The sequence below is a fragment of the Rickettsiales bacterium genome, assembly GCA_033762595.1.
Classification (GTDB): Bacteria; Pseudomonadota; Alphaproteobacteria; order Rickettsiales; family UBA8987; genus JANPLD01.
Map to the genome: position 1 here is coordinate 1 of JANRLM010000028.1, position 19,724 is coordinate 19,724.

Annotated in this window: 17 protein-coding genes; 9 read left to right on the forward strand and 8 right to left on the reverse strand. The window is 34.1% G+C overall.

What is annotated here, in order from left to right:
* The 3 genes from SFT90_01885 to SFT90_01895 form a co-directional block, all read right to left on the reverse strand.
* The coding region (locus tag SFT90_01885; GenBank protein MDX1949233.1) for a cation:dicarboxylase symporter family transporter at positions 1-568 on the reverse strand (568 nt) is incomplete at its 3' end.
* A 123-nt stretch (positions 569-691) separates the two neighbouring features.
* Positions 692-1,594 carry an ornithine carbamoyltransferase gene (gene argF, locus SFT90_01890; protein MDX1949234.1) on the reverse strand — a complete coding sequence of 301 codons (903 nt, stop codon included), beginning with the start codon at positions 1,592-1,594 and terminating at the stop codon, positions 692-694.
* Between the two features lie 6 nt (positions 1,595-1,600).
* Positions 1,601-2,782 carry an aspartate aminotransferase family protein gene (locus SFT90_01895; GenBank protein MDX1949235.1) on the reverse strand — a complete coding sequence of 394 codons (1,182 nt, stop codon included), beginning with the start codon at positions 2,780-2,782 and terminating at the stop codon, positions 1,601-1,603.
* A gap of 146 nt (positions 2,783-2,928) precedes the next feature.
* On the opposite strand from SFT90_01895, the gene SFT90_01900 reads away from it, so the two are divergent.
* The gene (locus SFT90_01900; GenBank protein ID MDX1949236.1) at positions 2,929-3,105 is read left to right on the forward strand and encodes a hypothetical protein; all 177 of its coding nucleotides are present in this window, start codon (positions 2,929-2,931) and stop codon (positions 3,103-3,105) included.
* 210 nt (positions 3,106-3,315) lie between these two features.
* Here SFT90_01900 and ispG read toward each other — a convergent pair whose 3' ends face one another.
* The gene (gene ispG / locus SFT90_01905) at positions 3,316-4,524 is read right to left on the reverse strand and encodes a flavodoxin-dependent (E)-4-hydroxy-3-methylbut-2-enyl-diphosphate synthase (GenBank protein ID MDX1949237.1); all 1,209 of its coding nucleotides are present in this window, start codon (positions 4,522-4,524) and stop codon (positions 3,316-3,318) included.
* 144 nt (positions 4,525-4,668) lie between these two features.
* On the reverse strand, positions 4,669-5,436 hold the full coding sequence (locus tag SFT90_01910) for a helix-turn-helix domain-containing protein (protein MDX1949238.1): 768 nt from the start codon (positions 5,434-5,436) through the stop codon (positions 4,669-4,671).
* Positions 5,437-5,562: 126 nt separating this feature from the next.
* Between SFT90_01910 and SFT90_01915 the strand changes: the two genes are divergently transcribed.
* The 3 genes from SFT90_01915 (at position 5,563) to recO (ending at position 8,943) form a co-directional block, all read left to right on the forward strand.
* Positions 5,563-6,912: a 3-deoxy-7-phosphoheptulonate synthase class II gene (locus tag SFT90_01915; protein ID MDX1949239.1), complete on the forward strand. Its 1,350-nt coding sequence runs from the start codon at positions 5,563-5,565 to the stop codon at positions 6,910-6,912.
* Between the two features lie 112 nt (positions 6,913-7,024).
* Positions 7,025-8,191 carry a deoxyguanosinetriphosphate triphosphohydrolase gene (locus SFT90_01920; protein MDX1949240.1) on the forward strand — a complete coding sequence of 389 codons (1,167 nt, stop codon included), beginning with the start codon at positions 7,025-7,027 and terminating at the stop codon, positions 8,189-8,191.
* Positions 8,192-8,199: 8 nt separating this feature from the next.
* Complete coding sequence (recO, locus tag SFT90_01925; GenBank protein MDX1949241.1) at positions 8,200-8,943, forward strand: DNA repair protein RecO; 744 nt, start codon at positions 8,200-8,202, stop codon at positions 8,941-8,943.
* On the opposite strand, the gene SFT90_01930 is transcribed toward recO, so the two are convergent.
* Together SFT90_01930 and SFT90_01935 are read right to left on the reverse strand one after the other, a co-directional pair.
* Positions 8,929-9,651, reverse strand: a complete 723-nt coding sequence (locus SFT90_01930; protein MDX1949242.1) for a glycerophosphodiester phosphodiesterase — start codon at positions 9,649-9,651, stop codon at positions 8,929-8,931. The two genes, recO and SFT90_01930, sit on opposite strands and share 15 nt — an antisense overlap.
* Positions 9,652-9,911: 260 nt before the next feature.
* Complete coding sequence (locus SFT90_01935) at positions 9,912-10,910, reverse strand: AAA family ATPase (GenBank protein ID MDX1949243.1); 999 nt, start codon at positions 10,908-10,910, stop codon at positions 9,912-9,914.
* Between the two features lie 181 nt (positions 10,911-11,091).
* On the opposite strand from SFT90_01935, the gene SFT90_01940 reads away from it, so the two are divergent.
* The 5 genes from SFT90_01940 to SFT90_01960 all read left to right on the forward strand — a co-directional run bounded on the left by SFT90_01940 (position 11,092) and on the right by SFT90_01960 (position 18,691).
* Positions 11,092-11,400: a VirB3 family type IV secretion system protein gene (locus tag SFT90_01940; protein MDX1949244.1), complete on the forward strand. Its 309-nt coding sequence runs from the start codon at positions 11,092-11,094 to the stop codon at positions 11,398-11,400.
* Positions 11,401-11,414: 14 nt separating this feature from the next.
* Entirely contained in the window at positions 11,415-13,814 is a 2,400-nt protein-coding gene (locus SFT90_01945; GenBank protein ID MDX1949245.1) for a VirB4 family type IV secretion/conjugal transfer ATPase, read from the forward strand.
* Positions 13,815-13,878: 64 nt separating this feature from the next.
* Positions 13,879-15,816 (forward strand): type IV secretion system protein, encoded by a 1,938-nt coding sequence (locus SFT90_01950; protein MDX1949246.1) that lies wholly within the window; start codon positions 13,879-13,881, stop codon positions 15,814-15,816.
* Complete coding sequence (locus tag SFT90_01955) at positions 15,813-17,267, forward strand: hypothetical protein (protein ID MDX1949247.1); 1,455 nt, start codon at positions 15,813-15,815, stop codon at positions 17,265-17,267. Before SFT90_01950 ends, SFT90_01955 begins: the two co-directional genes overlap by 4 nt.
* A 14-nt stretch (positions 17,268-17,281) precedes the next feature.
* Positions 17,282-18,691 (forward strand): type IV secretion system protein, encoded by a 1,410-nt coding sequence (locus tag SFT90_01960; protein ID MDX1949248.1) that lies wholly within the window; start codon positions 17,282-17,284, stop codon positions 18,689-18,691.
* Between the two features lie 65 nt (positions 18,692-18,756).
* Here the strand turns inward: SFT90_01960 and thiL are convergent, their stop codons facing one another.
* Entirely contained in the window at positions 18,757-19,722 is a 966-nt protein-coding gene (thiL, locus tag SFT90_01965) for a thiamine-phosphate kinase (protein MDX1949249.1), read from the reverse strand.
* Positions 19,723-19,724: the final 2 nt, after the last annotated feature.

The window sequence follows — 19,724 nt, forward strand, 5'->3', positions numbered from 1 at the left end:
TAATTAAATTAATTGTGAACCCAGCAAATAGAGAGAATACAACGATTTGTAATATCTTACCTTCAGCCATTGCACCAATTGCATTGTGAGGGAAAATACTAATTATCATCTCCAAGAAATCTTTTGGCCCATCTGTTGGAATTTGGAAAGTAGATTTCTCCATATGAAGCTCAACACCTTTGCCTGGCTCAAAAATAATGCCAGCACCAAGACCAATTACAACCGCAAAACATGCCGTGCCAAGATATGCAAGCACTGATTTCAAGCCAATCTTAGACATATTAGAGGAATTAACCATATTTGTAATCGCAGAAACAAGCGAAAAGAAAATAAGTGGTGGAATAACCATTTTAACAAGGTTAATGAAGATAGTTCCAAGTGGAAGTAAATATCTAGTGTAATCAGCGGTTTTATATTCTTCTATGGAATCAATTACCCCCATTGAAAGTAGCACATTAGCAAGCGGGTGATGGATAATATATCCAACAATAACGCCAAGCACCAAGCCAATTAGAACCTTAACCCAGAGTGCAACCTTACCAGAAGTATTTTCGTAACTAGCAGCCATATCTAAACCTTACTTATAAAATATTAATAATATTCCAATCCCCTGTGAACAAAACAGGAAATTAGAAACAAATTTTTCAATATGTCAATGCTAAATTTAGAAAAAATTATTAATACACTTGACTTATATCAAACCACAGCACCAAACCATAATTGATTTTTGAATGTGTAGGCGGTTTTCTGCCTCATCGTAAATCACAGATTTTTCACCATCTATAATTTCAGAAGTTACTTCCTCACCCCTGTGGGCTGGCAAACAATGCAGAAAAATGGCATTTTTATTGGCAAGGGCAAAAATTTCTTCATTCACTTGATAAGGTTTTAATATCCTTTTTTTCTCAATATTATCTTCATTTTCTCCCATTGAAACCCAAGTATCTGTGGTTATAACATTCGCATTTTGAACTGCATCTTTTGGGTTTTCATAATATTTTACAAATTCAGATTCAAAATTTTCATATTTGAATTTAGTTGGAAAGGAAATATTTAGCTCAAAACCGAATTTATTTGCGGCTTGAATCCAGCTTCTGCAGACATTGTTGTAATCCCCAAGCCAAGCAATTCTTTGATTTTTTATATCACCCAAATGTTCTTCTATAGTCAGAATATCTGCCATTATTTGGCAAGGGTGGCTATAATCTGTAAGGCCGTTAATTACTGGCACTGAAGCGTTCTCGGCAAGCTCTAGCAAACCTTCGTGCTTATAGGTTCTAATCATTATAATATCAACATATCTTGAAAGCACATTTGCGGTATCTTTAATTGGCTCACCCCTGCCAATTTGAGAGTGAGAGCCACTTATAAAAATTGCATTACCACCTAGCTGATTAATTCCAACTTCAAAAGAAACTCTGGTTCTGGTAGATTCCTTTTCAAAAATCATCGCAAGTTGCTTGCCCTCTAAAATTTTATTGATGATTCCACTTTTGAGATCAGATTTCATTTTTTTTGCGAACTCCAATATATGCCGAAGATCTTTTTCTTCAACATCTGAAATATCAAGAAAATCTTTAGTTCTTTGAGTCAATTTTATTTATTTTATTGAGCTTAAATATACATCCAAAACTTGCAACCCTTCATCAGCTTGGGCTTTTGTTAAAATTAGTGGCGGTAAGAACCTAACCACGCTATCAGCGGCAGGTGCAGTTAGCAAACCAACTTCACGTAAGCCATCAGCGAATTCTTTAACTTCTTTGAATTTTTCTGAGTTAATTTTTAGCCCTATCATTAAGCCTTTGCCTCTAACTTCAAGCAAATAATTTGGATATTTAGTAACTAAATTTCTTAGCCCTTGCATTAGATAATTACCAACCTCAACAACATTTTCGAGGAAGCCTTCTGCAAGCATAATATCCATAACGGCGTGGCAAACTGCAACCGCCAAAGGGTTACCAGCATAAGTTGAACCATGCGAACCGACCGTCATTGTATCACCAACTTTCTTGTTTAGCAAACAAGCACCAACTGGAAAGCCCGAGCCAATGCCTTTTGCCGAAGATGAAATATCTGGGTGAACATTCGCCCATTCGTGAGAGAAAAACTTGCCAGTTCTTCCCATACCGCATTGAACGCCATCAAACATTAGAATAAGATTATTTTCATCACAGATTTTTCTTAAGCCCTGCAAAAATTCATCACTACAAGGGCGAATTCCACCCTCACCTTGCACTGGCTCAACTAATATACCAGCCGTATTTTCATTAATTGCTTTTTTAACCGCTTCTAAATTACCAAATTCTACTTGATCAAAACCATCAGCTGCAGGCTCAAAACCTTTCATGAGCTTCTCTTTGCCAGCCGCAGAAATACAACCAAGAGTTCTTCCGTGAAAAGCCCCGTGGAAAGTTATAATTCTATATTTATGCGGGTTACCGGTTTCATCGTGATATTTTCTGATTGCTTTCATTCCGCACTCAACGGCTTCCGCACCAGAATTACACATAAACATATAATGTGCGAACTTTGAAGCTTTTGTAACCCTTTCCGCAAGCTCCTCATAGCCTTGAATTGAATACATATTTGATACATGCCATAGCTTAGCAGCTTGATCTTGCAATGCCTTTACAAGATGTGGGTGGCAATGACCCATTGAATTTACGCCAATTCCAGAAGCAAAATCTAAATATTTTTTGCCGTTTTTATCATAAAGATAAATATTTTCACCTCTCTCAAAAGAGTATTTTGATTTAGCATATACTGGAAGAATGTGCGTCATTTATTATTATTATTTATTATGATTAGCCTTATATAATAAATGTTTATTAATGCAAGAAAGGTTAGAATTAAAATTTCTTTAGATAAAAATTATTTCACCTTGACTAATTAGTTTTTGTGATTAAATTGCAACAAGTAATTAATTTAATGTTAATTAGCTTGTTACCTACTACAAAAAAAATTGACGGCTTCAACCCTGAGGATTTCCAAGCACTTGCAGACGCTATGGAAATTACTGGTAATCCAGATAATGATGTTCTTCCATCAACAAATTTTTCTCAAACAGCAAGAAAAGCTTTCAACCCTTTTTCTAAATTTAGATAAACTAACAAAGGGAGTGATTAATAAGAATAGATTTTATTAAATTATATGTTGTTTTTCCTCTAAAGTGTCACCCCGCATTTATTGGGGGGTAAGACATAAAACAAGCTCAAAACTTAGGTTTGGAAATACTTTCAACAATTAACCACGCAATAAATGCGGGGTGACATTTAGTGGTTAAGTGGATAAAATCTATGCTCAGTAATAACTGCCCTACCCAAACCTTCTTTCAATATATTCTTCAACTAATTGCTTGAATTCAGAGGCGATATTTGCCCCTCTTAAAGTGTGAGTTTTTTTGCCATCAATAAAAACTGGGGCTGTTGGTGCTTCACCAGTTCCGGGTAGAGAAATACCAATATCGGCGTGCTTGCTCTCTCCTGGGCCATTAACAATACAACCCATTACCGCAACATTTAACTTTTCAACACCGGCATATTTATCTTTCCAAATTGGCATAGAATCTTTCAAAAAATTCTGAATATTTTCTGCAAGCTCTTGGAAGAATGTTGAAGTTGTTCTGCCACAACCGGGGCAAGCTGTAACTTGTGGCGTGAAGGAACGCAAACCTATTGCTTGCAAAATCTCCTGACAAACTTGAACTTCTGTTGTGCGAGGCTCATTTGGGCGTGGCGTTAGCGATGCACGGATTGTGTCGCCAATCCCTTGTTGAAGCAGATAAGATAATGCAGCCGTTGTTGCAACAATTCCTTTACTACCCATGCCAGCCTCTGTTAGCCCTAGATGCAAGCAATAATTAGATTTTGCGGCTAAATCCTCATAAACTTTTATTAGATCATTTACACGGCTAACTTTGCACGAGATAATAATTCTATCAGCACCAAGCCCTATTTCTTCAGCTTTTCTAGCACTTATTAATGCGGATTCAACAATCGCATTTCGCATAATTTCATCTGCTGGTTTTGGGTTTGCGGATTTGGTATTATCATCCATCATTTTAACAACCAACTCCTGATCCATACTGCCCCAATTCACCCCAATACGAACTGGCTTATTATATTCAATTGCTTTCTCAATCATTACTTCAAACTGAGCATCTTTCTTTTTGCCAAAGCCAACATTTCCGGGGTTGATGCGATATTTATCTAATGCCTTGGCACAATCTGGGTAATCAGTAAGTAGCCTATGGCCATTATAGTGAAAATCGCCAACAATAGGTGCTGTGCAGTTTTTAAGTAGAAGTTTTTCTTTAATATATGGAACAGCTTTTGCTGCAGCTTCCGTATTAACGGTTATACGCACTTTTTCAGAACCCGCCTGCCATAATTCAATAATTTGAGCGGTTGTTGCCTCAACATTTTCGGTATCCGTATTCGTCATTGATTGCACAATAATTGGTGCATCACCCCCAACATATAGATTTCCAACTTTTACTTTATATGTTTTATGGCGTAATTTCATTTCATTTTTAAAGTTATATTTCAATATCTTAAGCTTATATAAGGAATTTTTAATAAATAAAGCAACTTGATGAGTGCCTAAAGAATCCTGATGTTAGCTTTAAAATTGGCTCACCCACAGATGGCTTCCAAAAAGAATAACTAACTACTTTCCCGAAAAATCAATCGCGTTGAGCAAACTCTCAGAGGATAGGATATAATAATTATCTTCCATTGAAATTTTGGAGATATCTGGCACTAGAAAACCATTCATATAAATTTCTACATCATCTGTTTTTTGTAGCTTAAGAAATTGTGCATCAACTAAATCAAAGATATAGGTTTGATTAATCTTGAGCGATTTTTCTAAAGAATTTCTGCCATTTGCATCAAGCAGAGAAATTTTTGTTGGGTGCAACGCCAAAATTACTACATTCACATTTTTCTTTTTAAGCTCAGAAATATCCCTTTCAAAAGGGCTTTTTGGAGCTGGAATTATCTGCTCAGAATTTGATTTATCTTGTGTTTTGAGATATTTCGTTTTTTTATCATCGGTTGAGAAAAAGATTAAATAAACCAATATTATAATTAAAAAACAAATTGAAACCAAAGTTTTTGTTGGAACAATATTGTTAGATTCCTTGCCGAATTCTAAGCTCATTTTATGTGGGGAGAATAATTCTTCCTCAGAAACAACTCTCTCAAATTGCTTGGTATCTATCCCCATAAATTCAGAGATACTTTTTACATAAGCCTTAGTATAAATTCCACCCGGAAGCCTAGATAGATCACCTTCTTCAATCGCTTTTACATAATCAAGTTTGATGTTGGTTTTTTCCGCAACATCTTCAAGGCTGATGTTTTTTTCCAGCCGGACGCGTCTTAGCTCGTCTAAAAATTCATTAGAAAGTATTTTTTCTTCCTCTTTACGCACAATTAGAAAAATGATAAATTTATTATAATTCTTATATCTATTCAAATTTCTTAAGACAAGATATAACTTGAGAAAATCTTAGTTTTATGTATTTTTTTGCCAGTAAATAGCAATTATTTTATAAAAATGTCTAATAATAAAACTTGGTCTCCATCTAGTTGGAGGGGGCTCCCAATTAAGCAACAGCCGATTTATGAAGATGAGGCAAAACTGAATAAAACCCTTGGTGAACTTAAAAAATACCCTTCACTAGTTATTCCGTCTGAAATTCGCAATCTAAAAAAGCAAATGGCACAAGTGGCAAAAGGTAAGGCGTTCCTTCTGCAGGGCGGTGATTGCGCTGAAAGCTTTGCTGAGTTTAACCAAGGTAATCTTTTATCTTTCTTCAAAGTTATTCTGCAAATGACAGTCGCTTTGATGTATGGTGCAGGTAAGCCAGTGGTGAAAGTTGGCAGAATTGCAGGGCAGTTCGCCAAACCTCGTTCAGCTGATTTTGAGGAACTGGAAGGAAAATCTTTGCCAAGTTACAGGGGTGATATTGTTAATAACATTGATTTTACTGAAGAATCTCGCAAAAATAACCCTGAAAACCTACTCAAAGCTTATTTCCAATCTGCTTCTACGCTTAATTATTTGAGAGCTTTAGCCAAAGGTGGCCACGCATCTTTGAGGAATGTAAGCAAATGGAATGATGAATTTATCCAAAAATCAACGCAAGGTAAAAGATTTTCCGCACTAGTTGATGCAATCAATGTTTGCCAATCTTTTATGAAAGCGTGCGGAATTTCAACAGATGAAGTTTCTCAGCTACAAGAAGCGGATTTCTTCATTTCTCACGAAGGTTTGTTACTGCCTTATGAAGAAGCTTTTACCACACAAGATGAAAAAGACGGGAAATTTTACGCAACTTCGGCTCATTTACTATGGATTGGCGATAGAACTAGAGGGCTTGATGATGCCCACATTGAGTATTTCAGAGGAATTGAAAACCCAATCGCCTCTAAGGTTGGTCCTTCAATGAAAATTGATGAATTGCTGAAGCTAATTGATACCTTAAACCCTGAAAATGAAGCTGGCAGGCTTACTCTTATCAGCAGAATGGGGCATAATAAAGTTGGCGAAAATTTACCTGCTTTAGTTAGAGCCGTTAAAAAAGAGGGCAAAAATGTCATATGGAGTTGCGATCCTATGCACGGCAACACTATAAAATCACCAAATGGTATTAAAACTAGGCCGTTTAATGATATACTTTCTGAAGTTAGAAGTTTCTTCCAAATTCACGAATCAGAAGGCACTTATGCAGGTGGCGTGCATTTTGAAATGACTGGTCAAGATGTAACTGAATGCATTGGTGGCTCGCAAGCAATTACTGAGGTTGATTTGAACAAACGCTATCACACGCATTGTGATCCTCGCCTAAACGCCTCACAAAGTTTGGAATTAGCCTTCCTGATTGCTGAGGAAATTAAGGGGTAATAGTAAATAGTGATAGTGATTAGTGGCGGTGATTAGTTTAGGTGATGTTTACACTTTATTCCCTTTTGTTTCTTCACAATCACTAACCACCATCACCAATCACTAAAATAATATGAACCAAGAACTTGCGAATTATGCTTGTTATTCCTCAAAATCTCGTGGCAGATTGCATAAAGAGGCACTCAAAAAAGGCAGATCTGAATTCGCGAGAGATAGGGATAGAATAATCCATTCAACCGCTTTCCGCAGGCTTGAATATAAGACGCAAGTTTTTATTAATAATGAAGGCGATCATTATCGCACAAGGCTTACACACTCCCTTGAAGTAGCACAACTTGCAAGAAGCCTTGCAAAAATCCTCAGACTTGATGAAGAGCTTTCAGAAGTAACAGCACTTGCCCACGATTTAGGCCACGCACCTTTCGGCCACGCCGGTGAAGACGCTCTGCAAGAAGCGATGGAAAATTTTGGTGGCTTTGATCATAATGCTCAGACTATCAGAATTTTAACCAAGCTAGAAAAGAAATATATTGATTTTGATGGGCTTAACCTCACTTGGGAATGTTTAGAAGGGCTTGCAAAACATAATGGCCCTGTCAAAAAACCAGCAAGAGCATTACTTGAATTTAATAAAATCTGGAATTTAGAATTAAATAGTTTTGCTTCCCTTGAAGCACAAATCGCCGCAATTTCCGACGATATCGCTTATAACAGCCACGACATTGAAGATGGCCTTAGAGCTAGCTTATTCACCTTTGAAGAAGTTTTTGCCCTGCCAGTAATTGGAGATTTATTCAAAGAAACTAAAAAGCAAATCAAAACCAAAAACTCCTTCACAAACCAAATTTTGGTTAATGAGGTTAGAAGTGCCTTTATAAAACATATGCTAGATGATGTAACATCACAAACTCTTAAAAATATTGAAAAATATAAAATAAGGAATGTTGATGATGTTCGAAATAGTAAATTGCAATTAGCAAATTTTTCTTCTGATTTTAACGAGAAATTAAAAATTATCAGAGCTTTTTTGAAAAATAAAATGTATCACCATTATAAAGTTCAGATAATGACTCGCAAAGCCAAAAGAGTTGTGAAAGATTTATTCAATTTTTACTTTGAAAATCCAAATTGTTTAGCACCAAATTGGCTTGAAAATATTAATATAAAAAATGAAAAAGAATTAGCGGTGAACATCGCAGATTTTATCGCTGGAATGACAGATAGATATGCTTTCATTCAGCATAATAAAATCTTCAATGTGCAATATACTAATTTATAGGCTAGTAAATGAAAATTGAAGATAAAGGTTTTATATTATCAGCCCAAAAATTCGGGGAAAATAGCTTAATTATCAAAATATTAAGCCAAGAAAATGGTATTATACACGGCATTTTTAGAGCAAGCTCAAAAAATAAAAATCATATATTACAGGGCAACCAAATATGTTTCACGTGGAACGCTCGCCTACAAGAACACCTAGGAAATATCTCAATTTCCGTAGAAAAATCATATGGAACAATATGTTATAATAATTACCAAAAAATTCTTTCTATAAATTCCCTATGCTCTCTCATTTTAGAATTATTCCCTGAAAGAGAAAAGATAGAAAATATCCACAAATTAATGCAGGAATATTTATCCTACATTGAAAGCGAATCAATTTTTGAAAATTGGTTAGAGAAATATATATTACTGAAATTAGAATTGCTTAAAAATTCTGGTTTCGGCTTTGATTTTAATAGATGCAGTGAAACTGGTGTAGCGGAAGTTTTTTATATTTCACCAAAGACAGGTGCGTGCGTTTGTAAAGAAATTGGTGACCCTTACAAAGAAAAATTATTTATAATACCAAAAATATTTTTAGAAAATTCATTTGAGAAAACAAAAGAAGATATTATTCAAGCAATTGAAATTATTAGATATTTTTTAGCAAAACATATATTTTCAGAAAAGAATAAAAATCTACCTTTTGCTTTTGAAGAATTTTATTCAATATTAAAAAACCAGAAGAAAAATTTATCTTTTAATTAACTCTGGAAAATCAGTTATAAAATTTGCATTTGGGAGTTTTTTTAGACTATCAAATAAGCCATTTTCAATTTCTTTTTCTTTGATAGTCCAAAAATATTTTTCTCTTTCGCTATTTAATATTTTCTCATTTTTTGTGTAGCAATTTGGAATAAAAATTGTGTTACCTAGTTTATCAGATAAGTTTTCTATATATTCAAAATAACCCTCTTTTTCGGCATCATCTGAGGTAAATAGCAAACCAATTTTTATATTTTTGTCTAACTGCCTAAAAGATATTAAATCAGAATGATTAAACGATGAAATTATCAAATTATCTTTAAGAATTTTGGAATTTTTTATTTCTTTGTAAACTAATTCTGAAATTCCATTTTGCTTAATTTCAATATTAAGAATTTTATTTTTTCTTACAGAAAAATACTCAAAAAGCTCAGATAATTTTGGGATTTTATAGATATTATTTGGTTTTCCAATTCTTTGTAAATCTATAATTTTTGAATTGCTTGAGGTAATTTTTATATCTCCCCCATTATGGATTTTTATTTCATCATCATGGATTACAAAACAAATTTTATCTAAACTTGCAAAAACATCAATTTCAACACCATCTGCATTATTTTTAATAGCAAAATTTATCGCCTCAATAGTATTCTGGTAAGGCTTATTGATATTTTCATCTTGCCTTATACCTCTATGACCAAGAATTTTCATATCTGTTGATATATCTGTTGATAAATTTTTAGTAAGATAATTTTTCTAAATTTATTAGAATTTATGAGTTTAATTTCATAATTTATCAACAGTTTTTATGTTGTTTATAAATTTATTATTATATTATAATAAACCCGTTAAATGTTTGTTTTGTATAATTTATTTATATTTATATTTGTCGATAAATCTGTTGATAAAAAATTATAAGAGTTTTTGTGCCAGATAATAAATACCAATACTAAAATAATTAATATTTTATATTATTTTGCTATTTGATAAATAATTTCTTTGATGGAATGTGAAATATCCATATTTCTTCTTTCATGGAGATTAAACAAATTAAGTGCTGTAAAGAAATTCTTTACATCATCTTTATTTTTTGATGATTTTGCTTTTTTAGAAAGATCAAAAAGCAGAATATTTTTGAAATTATTATAATTATAGGATTTCTTATTTTTATCTTTTTTATCTTCCTTAAAAATTGATGAAATATTTGAAATATCTTTTGAATCAACATTCGGAAATTTCTTCACAAATTTTATGATAATTTCAGTATCATATTTCAACATATTTAGATAATTTCCAGCTGAAAAACCTGAATATTCAGCCAATTCTTTTTTATATTCAACATCAAAATTTTTGATAATTTCTAAAAATTCTTTTTCATTTGGGTTTTTGAAAAAAATTTCAAAACAGCGAGATCTTATAGTTGGCAAAACCGAATTTATATTATGAGAAATTAAAATTAAAATTGAGTTATTATTAGGCTCTTCAGTAATTTTAAGAATTGCATTAGCTGATTGATTTGAAAGATCATCAATAGAATCAATTATAACAATTTTATATTTTGATTCTGCTGGGCTGTGATTGAGAAAAAACTCAATTTCCCTTATTTTATCTATGGAAATAGATTTTTTTTCAGATTCTTCTGTAAGCTCAATAACTAGTAAATCTGGGTGATTACCATTCTCAATTTTAAGCTCAACTTTTTGATTTATTTTAGGCTTTGAATTATCTGAAGTTTCCAGAATGCCCCCAAATAAATCAATTTCAGAATTTTGCTTTTGCTCCTCAATACCTATTGAAAGTAATTTTTTTGCAAAAAGATAGGCAACATTAGCCTTGCCAACCCCTTTACCACCATAAAATAGAAGGGTTTGCGGGATTTCTTCTGAGGATATAAAATCATCAATTTTATTGATAATCTTCTCAGATCCTATGTATTTTTTTACAAATTTTGGTGATGAAATATCTAACATTAAAAACAAAGAAGAAAAATATTAATAAAATTGAAAAATTTTAACCAAATATTAATAAAATGTGATATAATACCATATTAAGCTAAATTACTTGGGTTTCCCAAGTGTTTAATTAGTTTTTTATAGAAGAAATTTTTAATTTCTGCAACCATACAAAAATTAGAAAAAACTAGAAAAATTTATGGCAAAAGGAGATGCAGGAAAAGTTCAGAGAGATCCGTTATTCTTGGCATTAACACGACCAGCTATGATATTCGGTGTAACTTACGCTTGGTTTGGCGTGAACATTATGGCTTGGACAATGGTTTTTGTGAACACAAAAGATTTTGGATTGTTAATTCCGGGCTTAATGATTTTTCACGGAATAGGATATTATCTTTGTGCATTTGAACCAAGATGGATGGAAATAGCAAAAATTTGGGCGTTAACCGTGCCAACTTGTTTGAACCGCTTTTATCACGGCAATACTTGCTCTTATGATTTATATTAAAAAAGATTTTTAAGATGTTAAAATTTACAAGAAGAAAAGCCTTAAAATCTGCGATATGTGCTACTGAAATTAGCCAAACTAAATTTATTCCCTATAAAGGTCACTGGGACGAAAATATTGTTATCACAAAGAAAAATGAAATGCTTTTGACTATTAAAGTTGAAGGGTTTTCATTTGAAACCGCTGATGATGAAGATTTAGACATCAAAAAAACAATTCTAAACACTCTTTTCAAATCTATTTCAGGTGGTAATTACGCAATTTACATTCACACCGTTAGAAAGAGAGATTATACCGAATTAGAAGGCGATTTTAATAATAATTTCTGCAAAGAATTAAATGAAAAATGGAAAGAGAAACACAAAACAAAAGTTAGCTTCAAGAATGATTTATATATAACAATCGTTCATAAAGAGGATAAAGAGGGAACGGTTTCAATGTCCGTGGGTTTGATAAATAAACTCAATCAAGCCGCAGATAAATCTCAAGCGGATTTAGTTTTAAGAGAAGCCGCAAAATCATTAAAAGAAATAGCCAGCAGGTTAGTTGGCTCACTAAAAAGCTATAAAGCAAAATTACTAGGAATTAGAAGGGAAGAAAGGGGATATTTCTCAGAAGTATTTGAATTTTTAGGATTAGTACTAAATGCAGGAACTCCTTCAAATATGTTAGTTCCAGCGGTTAATGCAGATAGATACCTTTCAAAAAATCGTGTTTATTTTGGTAAAAGAGCCATAGAAATTCGTGATGAAAAGGGCAGAAGCAAATTCGGTGGTGCAGTTTCTATTAAGGAATACCCACCATATACACACGCAGGTATGTTTGATTCCCTTCTGCATTTACCTTATGAAATGGTAATAACGCACGCTTTTTATTTCAGTAATCGCTCATCTGCAATAACTTCAATGCAGCTTCACCAAAACCGAATGAGAAGTGCGGGCGATAAAGCAATTTCGCAGATGGAACATCTTACCATCGCGATGGATATGGCACAATCTGGTGAGATTGCATTCGGCAGACATCATATGAGTGTGTTTGTATATACAAATAATTTGGAAGATTTGGATATGCAGGTTTCAGAGGTTTATTCTGAGCTTGTAAATGTGAATGTTTCACCGATTAGAGAAACCTTTACCCTACAAGGCTCATTTTGGGCACAACTTCCTTGTAATTATGATTTTATTGCGAGGCCTTCGGTTATAAACACATTCAACTTAGTGGGAATGTGCCCACTGCATAATTACCCATATGGCAAGCCGAAGAACAATCATTGGGGGCCAGCTGTTACGCAATTAGATACAACTTCTGGCACACCATTTTATTTTAACTTCCATGTTAGAGATGTTGGTCACACTATGATAATTGGCCCAACAGGTGCTGGTAAAACGGTTTTATTAGGTTTTCTTGCGGCTCAAGCACAGAAATTTAAGCCCGATATGTTCTTCTTTGACAAAGATAGAGGTGCTGAAATTTTAGTACGAGCAATTGGTGGCAGTTTTACGATCTTAGACCCATCAGGCAAAATGGGTTTTAACCCTCTACAACTTGAAGAAACTTCAGAAAATAAAGAGTTTTTAATAGATTGGCTTTCTGCTTTATGCTCAGAATCAGGTAAATATGATATTTCGCCTGAAGAAAGGGAAAGAATTGTTGAAGCCATAAACGGCAATTATAAACTCCCTAAAAAAGATAGGGTGCTTAGAAATATCGTTCCGTTTTTGGGGCTAGAAAAACCGGGGTCAATCGCAAGCAGGGTTCGCATTTGGCATAGCGGAGAGGCTAGGGCAGGGGTGTTTGATAATGATGAAGATTCACTTTCATTCAGCGGTAAAAAAACTCATGGGTTTGAAATGGCGCCAGTGCTTGAATCTCCAGAAACATTGGGGCCAGTGCTTATGTATATTTTCCACCGAATTAATATGACGCTCACTGGCTCACCAACAATGATTATTTTAGATGAGGCTTGGGCTTTACTTGATAATAAAGTTTTCGCACCAAGAATTAAAAACTGGCTGAAAGTTCTAAGAAAATTAAATGGTATGGTAATTTTCGCAACGCAATCACCGGAAGATATCTCAAAATCACAAATTAGTGAAACACTTGTTCAGCAAACCTCAACGCAGATTTTCTTAGCGAATATGAAGGGAACTTCAATCTATCAAGATGTATTTAAGCTCTCAAATCGTGAATTTGCAATTATTAAATATACGGACCCCGGCTCAAGATATTTCCTAGTAAAACAAGGTGAGGATTCAGTTGTCGCAAGAATAGATTTATCTGGAATGAATGAACTGATTGAAGTTCTTTCCGCAAGGGCAGATACAATCCGTATATTAGATAAAATAAGAGCAGAAGTTGGTGATGATCCAGATAAATGGCTACCAATTTTTAAGAAGGAAGTTGTTAAATCATAGGGTGTTAGGGTTTGGGAATTAGGTTCTAGGGATAAAATAACGAAGGAAAAACAAACAAAAATAAATGCTAAAGGGATTAAAAATAACTATCATTTTATTCTTTATAATATTTGCGAATTTTTCAAATGTTGAGATTGCAAATTCTTTGCCATTTGGAAATGACGGAAGGGTAAAAGGTGAGGCTATCGGCTGTAATTTTTACCCCGGTTTTGTAAACAAAATTGTTCAATGCATTACAAACCAAACCACTTACGGCCTTGTTACAAATGCACTAAACAGAATGCATAGTTTTTTTGTCGCAACTGGTAATTCTTTAGTAGTGATTTACATAATGTCTTTCGCAATGAAACTCAGTTTGCAAGGCGTTAAAGAGCTTAAGAAAGAAGTTGCGATAGTTGCACTAACCGCAGTTGGTGTAATTACGCTAAACAGCACAACAAGTATAACAAAATTTATGAATTTCTTTATTAAAGGGCAAGAGGAATTTGTAAATGTAACCACAACTGCAATGTCAACAAGGCGCGCTAATGAAACAGAAAGGGGCATTAGAAGCAGTGATTTTTTGTGTTATCAAAGTCAAGCAGGACAAAAATATAATATTTGGCAAAGGATTGATTGCGTAATTGGCTATATTCTAGGCGTTCACCCACTTGTAAAATACACAGAAAAGCATGTGTCTTGTGATAAAAAATTTGATCCAACAATGGGCGTGGATTTAACTGACCCTGATTTATCCTCCGATGAGCAAAAACTAAACCTAACAGCACGGCCAAAAATTGGTTGTTATGATTACAGCTTATTTGCTGGCGATAAAAACCCCTTTGCCGATATGGCATCTGACCCGTTTTCCTTTATGCAAGATACTGGAAAAGTAACTGATAAATTTGAAGTTGGTGTGTCGTTTTCATTTATCGTGATGATTGTTCTAATGCTATTTAGTGAAGATTTTGGGATAATTTTAATGGTTACAGGCTTATTTATTGTAATTATTCTAATAATGGCTTTTGGGCAGGCGGTTTTAATATATGTAACCTCATTATTTACAATTCTAGTTCTTGGACTTTTTGCACCTATAGTTATACCGCTTTTTTTATTCAAAACGACCAATCAGATATTCACATCTTGGCTTCAAATGTTCTTCTCAGCGATGCTAACCCCTGGGCTAATGTTTGCCTATTTAAGTTTTATGATTCTAACCTTGCAATATGTTCTTAACTACGAAACCACCGTTAATGGTGAGCAAGTTAGCATTATGACTTATCATTTTGGCGATAAATATATTAACGCTAAAAAAGATTATAAAGACGCCATGACAGTTACAAAGAATTTAAGCTCTGAGGAACAACTAAACGCAGATAATTGGCGAAAAGTTATTGAGGAAACCATCAGAACCCGTGTTGAAATTAGAGATAGAGATAAAAATGTTGAAACCGATATGTTGAGAGATGAATCTCAATTCACTAAAGATGCACCAAGGCTAATTGCAGAAGGAAGAGCAAGAAATTCAGGAATTTGGGAGAGTATGTCTGGCGTGTTTTCAAGAATGTCTTCAATGCAATCTGATAAAGTTAGAATGCCACATCTTGATTTCCAAAACGCAGATGAGAAAATTAGAGAAATGTATAGTGCAAAAGGTTTAATAGAGCTTCTTCAAGAATCCCAATCCTTCCTCAGCATTCAAGAAATAGCTAGATTTACCGAGCTTACAACCAAACTAAATGATCCTGAACAATGGTATAAATTTGTAAATGAATCACCCGCTATGAAAAATTTTATTGAAGGCAAGATTGCTGGTTGGGAAAGGCAGGATTACCTTGATAAAACCGCTTATATGCAATTAATTATTGTTCTATTTTTGACCCTTTCAGTAACTTATAGCTTTATGAGTAATGTGCAGAATTTTGCCGCAAGGCTTTCAGGCGCTGGGCTTTCACCAGCAGAGAAAATGGTCAATTTATATAATATGAGCGTTAAAAGAATTACAGCTTCTTTCAAACAATGAAAAATATTTTGAAAATATTTATCTTATTTTTATTCGCAATAATTTACTTGCCGAATAATTCTTATGCGGGACCACCGCCACCAAATCCGAATGAAGAAAGAAGACTTAATTTTACTGATGTTTGCCAAAGCCCAGCAATCAAAAAGCCAAACAGAATCACTGGTAATGTTGTTAGGTGCATTGAGGTTTTAATCAATAATTCCGCAGATAGCATAATCGATAAATATATTGCAGGCTTTGCTACTTTTGTTTTTTATCTAACAATGATGGCGATTTTATTTTTCTCAATAAAAGCTATGTTTGGTCAGGTTTCAACAAGGTCTGTCTCATTAGTTTTTATATTCAAAGTCGCATTAGTTTTAAGCATTACTAGCCCGCAATCAGCGGATTACTTGAAAGGGGTTCGAGATACAATGGTAACTTCCCCCAAATATTTTTCAGTGGTGATATTAAATTCTATGTTAGAAAACCCAGTAGAAGTTAATGATGAAGAATCAGTTAAAGTGGATATATTTGATACTTTTGATAAATATATCCTAAAACTTTTTGGGGTTGAAAATGCTGATCAAAAATTCCAAAGAGGTAACGCCTCAACCACCAAAGAGGAGTTTAATAAACAACGGCGAGAGGAATTATTCATTGGGCTTTTTGCATTAGTAGCAGGATTATTTTTTACTGGTGGGGTGGGGGCAACCATCACAACTATAGCACTTGGGTTTGTAACAACGCTTTTATTTGCAATGGCACAAGCGATTTTGTTTTATGCAACCATCACGATTGCACTTAATTTTCTTATAGCAATTTCACCACTTGCAGCAGTTGCTTTATTATTTGATCAATTCAAAAAAATTTCCTTTGTTTGGTTCACAAGTTTTATTGGTTATGCCGTGCAACCTTTAATATTTGTATCGTTCTTAGGCCTTACCCTCCTTGTTTTAGATAAATTAACAACAAGAATTTCAGGGCCTTATGAAAAAGCAAGAATACAATTTGAAAGAGGTGAAAATGGTGAAATAAAATTATTTGATTGCGGAAATTACAGAAAATCCGCTGATGAAAAAGCTGAAGATGCAAATAGTAATACAGGTGATGCTGGGGAATCACAAAGGCAAGCAGAGGGTTTAGGCGGTGATGTTTCTTCAAAAAGTGAAGGCTGTAAATTCTATGCACCTAAACTAAAACTCGGTGAAGGCACAGGGCTTAATCATAATGATATTTCTGAGCTTTCAGGCAATCAGCTTGCCGTAATTTTCTTAATGATTGTAATGCTTGGTTTTATGAAGCAAATACCAGATATGATGAATAAAATAACCAGTGAAGCAATAGTTGCACCAGTTTCTGGTGTTGCGATTGGTGGTGGTCAAGGTGGCATCAATGAAAAACCAATACTTGCAACGCAGAAAATCTTAACAACTGGTAAAGATGTTATTCAGAGTGCAGTTAGGAAATGAAGAGGGCATAGAAAATGAAAAATATTTATCAAAAAATAATGAGTAAAAATCTTTTTAGCATAACGAAGATTATTTTTCTGTGTTTATTCGCGGTAATTCTAAGTTCTTGTGCGGCAAGTGAGGGGGAGTTATCTGATGAAGATCTTAAAAAATGCACACCTTTTGATGAATTTTTCAAACTTAGCCAAAATGCTAGTTATAAGCCAATTGGCATTGATGTGAACGGCACTAGAGTTGGTATAATAAGTTGGCTCATAGATAATATAGATGATATCGTAACTGATGCTTCAAGAGAGATGTTCACCGCTATTTCTGAAGATGATGAATACCGCGCAATAATAGCAATATGTATCACGCTTACAATTATGTTTTATGCAGGCTCAATAATGCTCGGGCTTGCTCAATTATCGCCATATTCGGGCTTTATATTTATTCTAAAAATAGTTTTTGTTTATAATTTTGCAGTCAATTGGGATTTCTTTTTGTTTTATGTGGTTGAAACGATAGAGGCTTTTATTAGCGATACGGTATCGCTTGCTTCAAAGACATTTACTGGCTTTGATGGCTTTAAAGAGGGGGATCTCGGCATAAGTGTTACAAGAATAACCATTATCGGTGAGATGGATAAAATGCTTAGTATATTATGGGATTTTAGAATGTTCAAAGTTGTTCTTGCTCTTGCATTTACTGGTATTACGGGTGCATTTTGGGGTTTGGCATTACTTGCTCTAATTGTTATGTATTTACTTGCAGTTTTAGAGATTATAAAAATTTATCTTTTAGCTTTTATCGGCAGGTATGTTCTTTATGCATTAGGGCCTATATTCCTAACTTTCTTGCTATTTAACCAAACTAAATCCCTATTTAATGGTTGGATGAAAATGCTTATCAGCTTTGCATTACAGCCAGTATTTTTATTCATATTTGTTGGCTTGTTTATGTCTGTAATCGCAAGTTTTATGAATAGTATTTACATTGAAGATTTAAGAGACCCAGTTAGGCTCGTGCAGGGTGGTGGCCCATCTGGAAATGCATTAACAATTCCAGCTAATGCATGTGTAAAATATGAAGTGCTTGAAGATACCCCTTTTGGTAAAATGAATTGGTGGCGAATCTGCACGCAGGTTTCAGCTGATGTAGTTGATTGTAAAACTGACGATTGGCTAAAATCAGCAATTGATTTAGATATTTGGATGTTACTCGCAAGTGTGATTATCTGCTACATGATGTTCTCAATGACAAGTTGGGTAGTTGGCGTTGCTGATTCACTGGCGGCAGGTGGTATGGCACTTTCTAACACGCAATTACAGGGCGTTCCACAAATTAAGAGTGCAATCACTGGCGGAATAGGGCAGGGCTTTAAGACCATGATGCAGAGTGCCGGTAAAGGGAATAGAACGCCTACAGGCGGAGGAGGTGGTTAGTCATTGAAATTTAGGAAATGGTTGTTGGGAGTTAGGAGTTGGGCAAAATAATCCAAAGCCCCTATTCAAACCTCATGTTCAAAGCCTTTTTGGGTGTATTTTATAGGTTTTCCTTTGTGAGATATTTTAACTTTATCAGATTCTTTGCCTAATTTTTCTTTGGTAATTTTCCCAATTTTTGAAATTTTAATATTAAGTTTTTTGGCTAAATTTTTAATTTTATTCCTATCTTTTTGCCTTGCAGTAAATATCAGCTCATAATCATCACCGCCGGAAATTTGTTCAAAGAATAATTCATCTTTTATCGCAACTGGAATATCTTCTTTATTAATTTCTGCATTAACTTTTGAGGCAATACAAATATTTTCCAAATCTCTAATTAAGCCATCTGAAATATCAGTGCAGGCAGTTGCGATGCCAATTAAATTCCTCGCGAGCTCAATTCGGGCAGTAGGATATAAATAACGATTTATAAAATAATTTTTATCCTGATATGAAAATTTTTCAATCTCTCCCTTTAATATTTGAAGCCCAATATAAGCATCACCAATATTGCCAGAAACATAGATATCATCACCCTCAAGTGCGGTTGAGCGAAGCAATGCTTTGCCAGCCTCAACCTCACCAATCATTGTGATCGAGAAAAATAACTGCTCATTAGTTTTTATCGTATCCCCACCAAGCAAGTGGATATTATACTCTTTGTTGAGTTCTGCGAGCTTTGAGGAAAAACCCTTAAACCATTTCTCATCAAGCCCTTTTTTGATAGAACCAGTTATGCTATAATATTTTGGTATTCCGCCACTTGAAGCAATATCTGAAAGATTGCTAACAAGCAGGCGAGAAGCAATAATTTCCGCCATTGAGTTTTCAGGAAAATGAACCCCTTCCGCCATTCCATCGCTGGTGATGATATAATCAAAGTTTTTATCCTTAGGGATAATTGCAATATCATCTTCCAAAGATAAAGCACCGCTAAAACCCTTCGCCAAGGGCTTGAAATATTTAGATATTAATTCAAATTCTTTCATTT

Coding starts and splice junctions, on each gene's coding strand:
- SFT90_01930 (MDX1949242.1), bottom strand. CDS start 9,651: ATGAAAATTCTTGGTCATAGAGGTATAAGGCAAGATGAAAATATCAAT.
- thiL (MDX1949249.1), bottom strand. CDS start 19,722: ATGAAAGAATTTGAATTAATATCTAAATATTTCAAGCCCTTGGCGAAG.
- SFT90_01900 (MDX1949236.1), top strand. CDS start 2,929: ATGTTAATTAGCTTGTTACCTACTACAAAAAAAATTGACGGCTTCAAC.
- ispG (MDX1949237.1), bottom strand. CDS start 4,524: ATGAAATTACGCCATAAAACATATAAAGTAAAAGTTGGAAATCTATAT.
- SFT90_01950 (MDX1949246.1), top strand. CDS start 13,879: ATGCTAAAGGGATTAAAAATAACTATCATTTTATTCTTTATAATATTT.
- recO (MDX1949241.1), top strand. CDS start 8,200: ATGAAAATTGAAGATAAAGGTTTTATATTATCAGCCCAAAAATTCGGG.
- SFT90_01955 (MDX1949247.1), top strand. CDS start 15,813: ATGAAAAATATTTTGAAAATATTTATCTTATTTTTATTCGCAATAATT.
- SFT90_01940 (MDX1949244.1), top strand. CDS start 11,092: ATGGCAAAAGGAGATGCAGGAAAAGTTCAGAGAGATCCGTTATTCTTG.
- SFT90_01945 (MDX1949245.1), top strand. CDS start 11,415: ATGTTAAAATTTACAAGAAGAAAAGCCTTAAAATCTGCGATATGTGCT.
- SFT90_01915 (MDX1949239.1), top strand. CDS start 5,563: ATGTCTAATAATAAAACTTGGTCTCCATCTAGTTGGAGGGGGCTCCCA.
- SFT90_01960 (MDX1949248.1), top strand. CDS start 17,282: ATGAAAAATATTTATCAAAAAATAATGAGTAAAAATCTTTTTAGCATA.
- SFT90_01920 (MDX1949240.1), top strand. CDS start 7,025: ATGAACCAAGAACTTGCGAATTATGCTTGTTATTCCTCAAAATCTCGT.
- SFT90_01935 (MDX1949243.1), bottom strand. CDS start 10,910: ATGTTAGATATTTCATCACCAAAATTTGTAAAAAAATACATAGGATCT.
- SFT90_01895 (MDX1949235.1), bottom strand. CDS start 2,782: ATGACGCACATTCTTCCAGTATATGCTAAATCAAAATACTCTTTTGAG.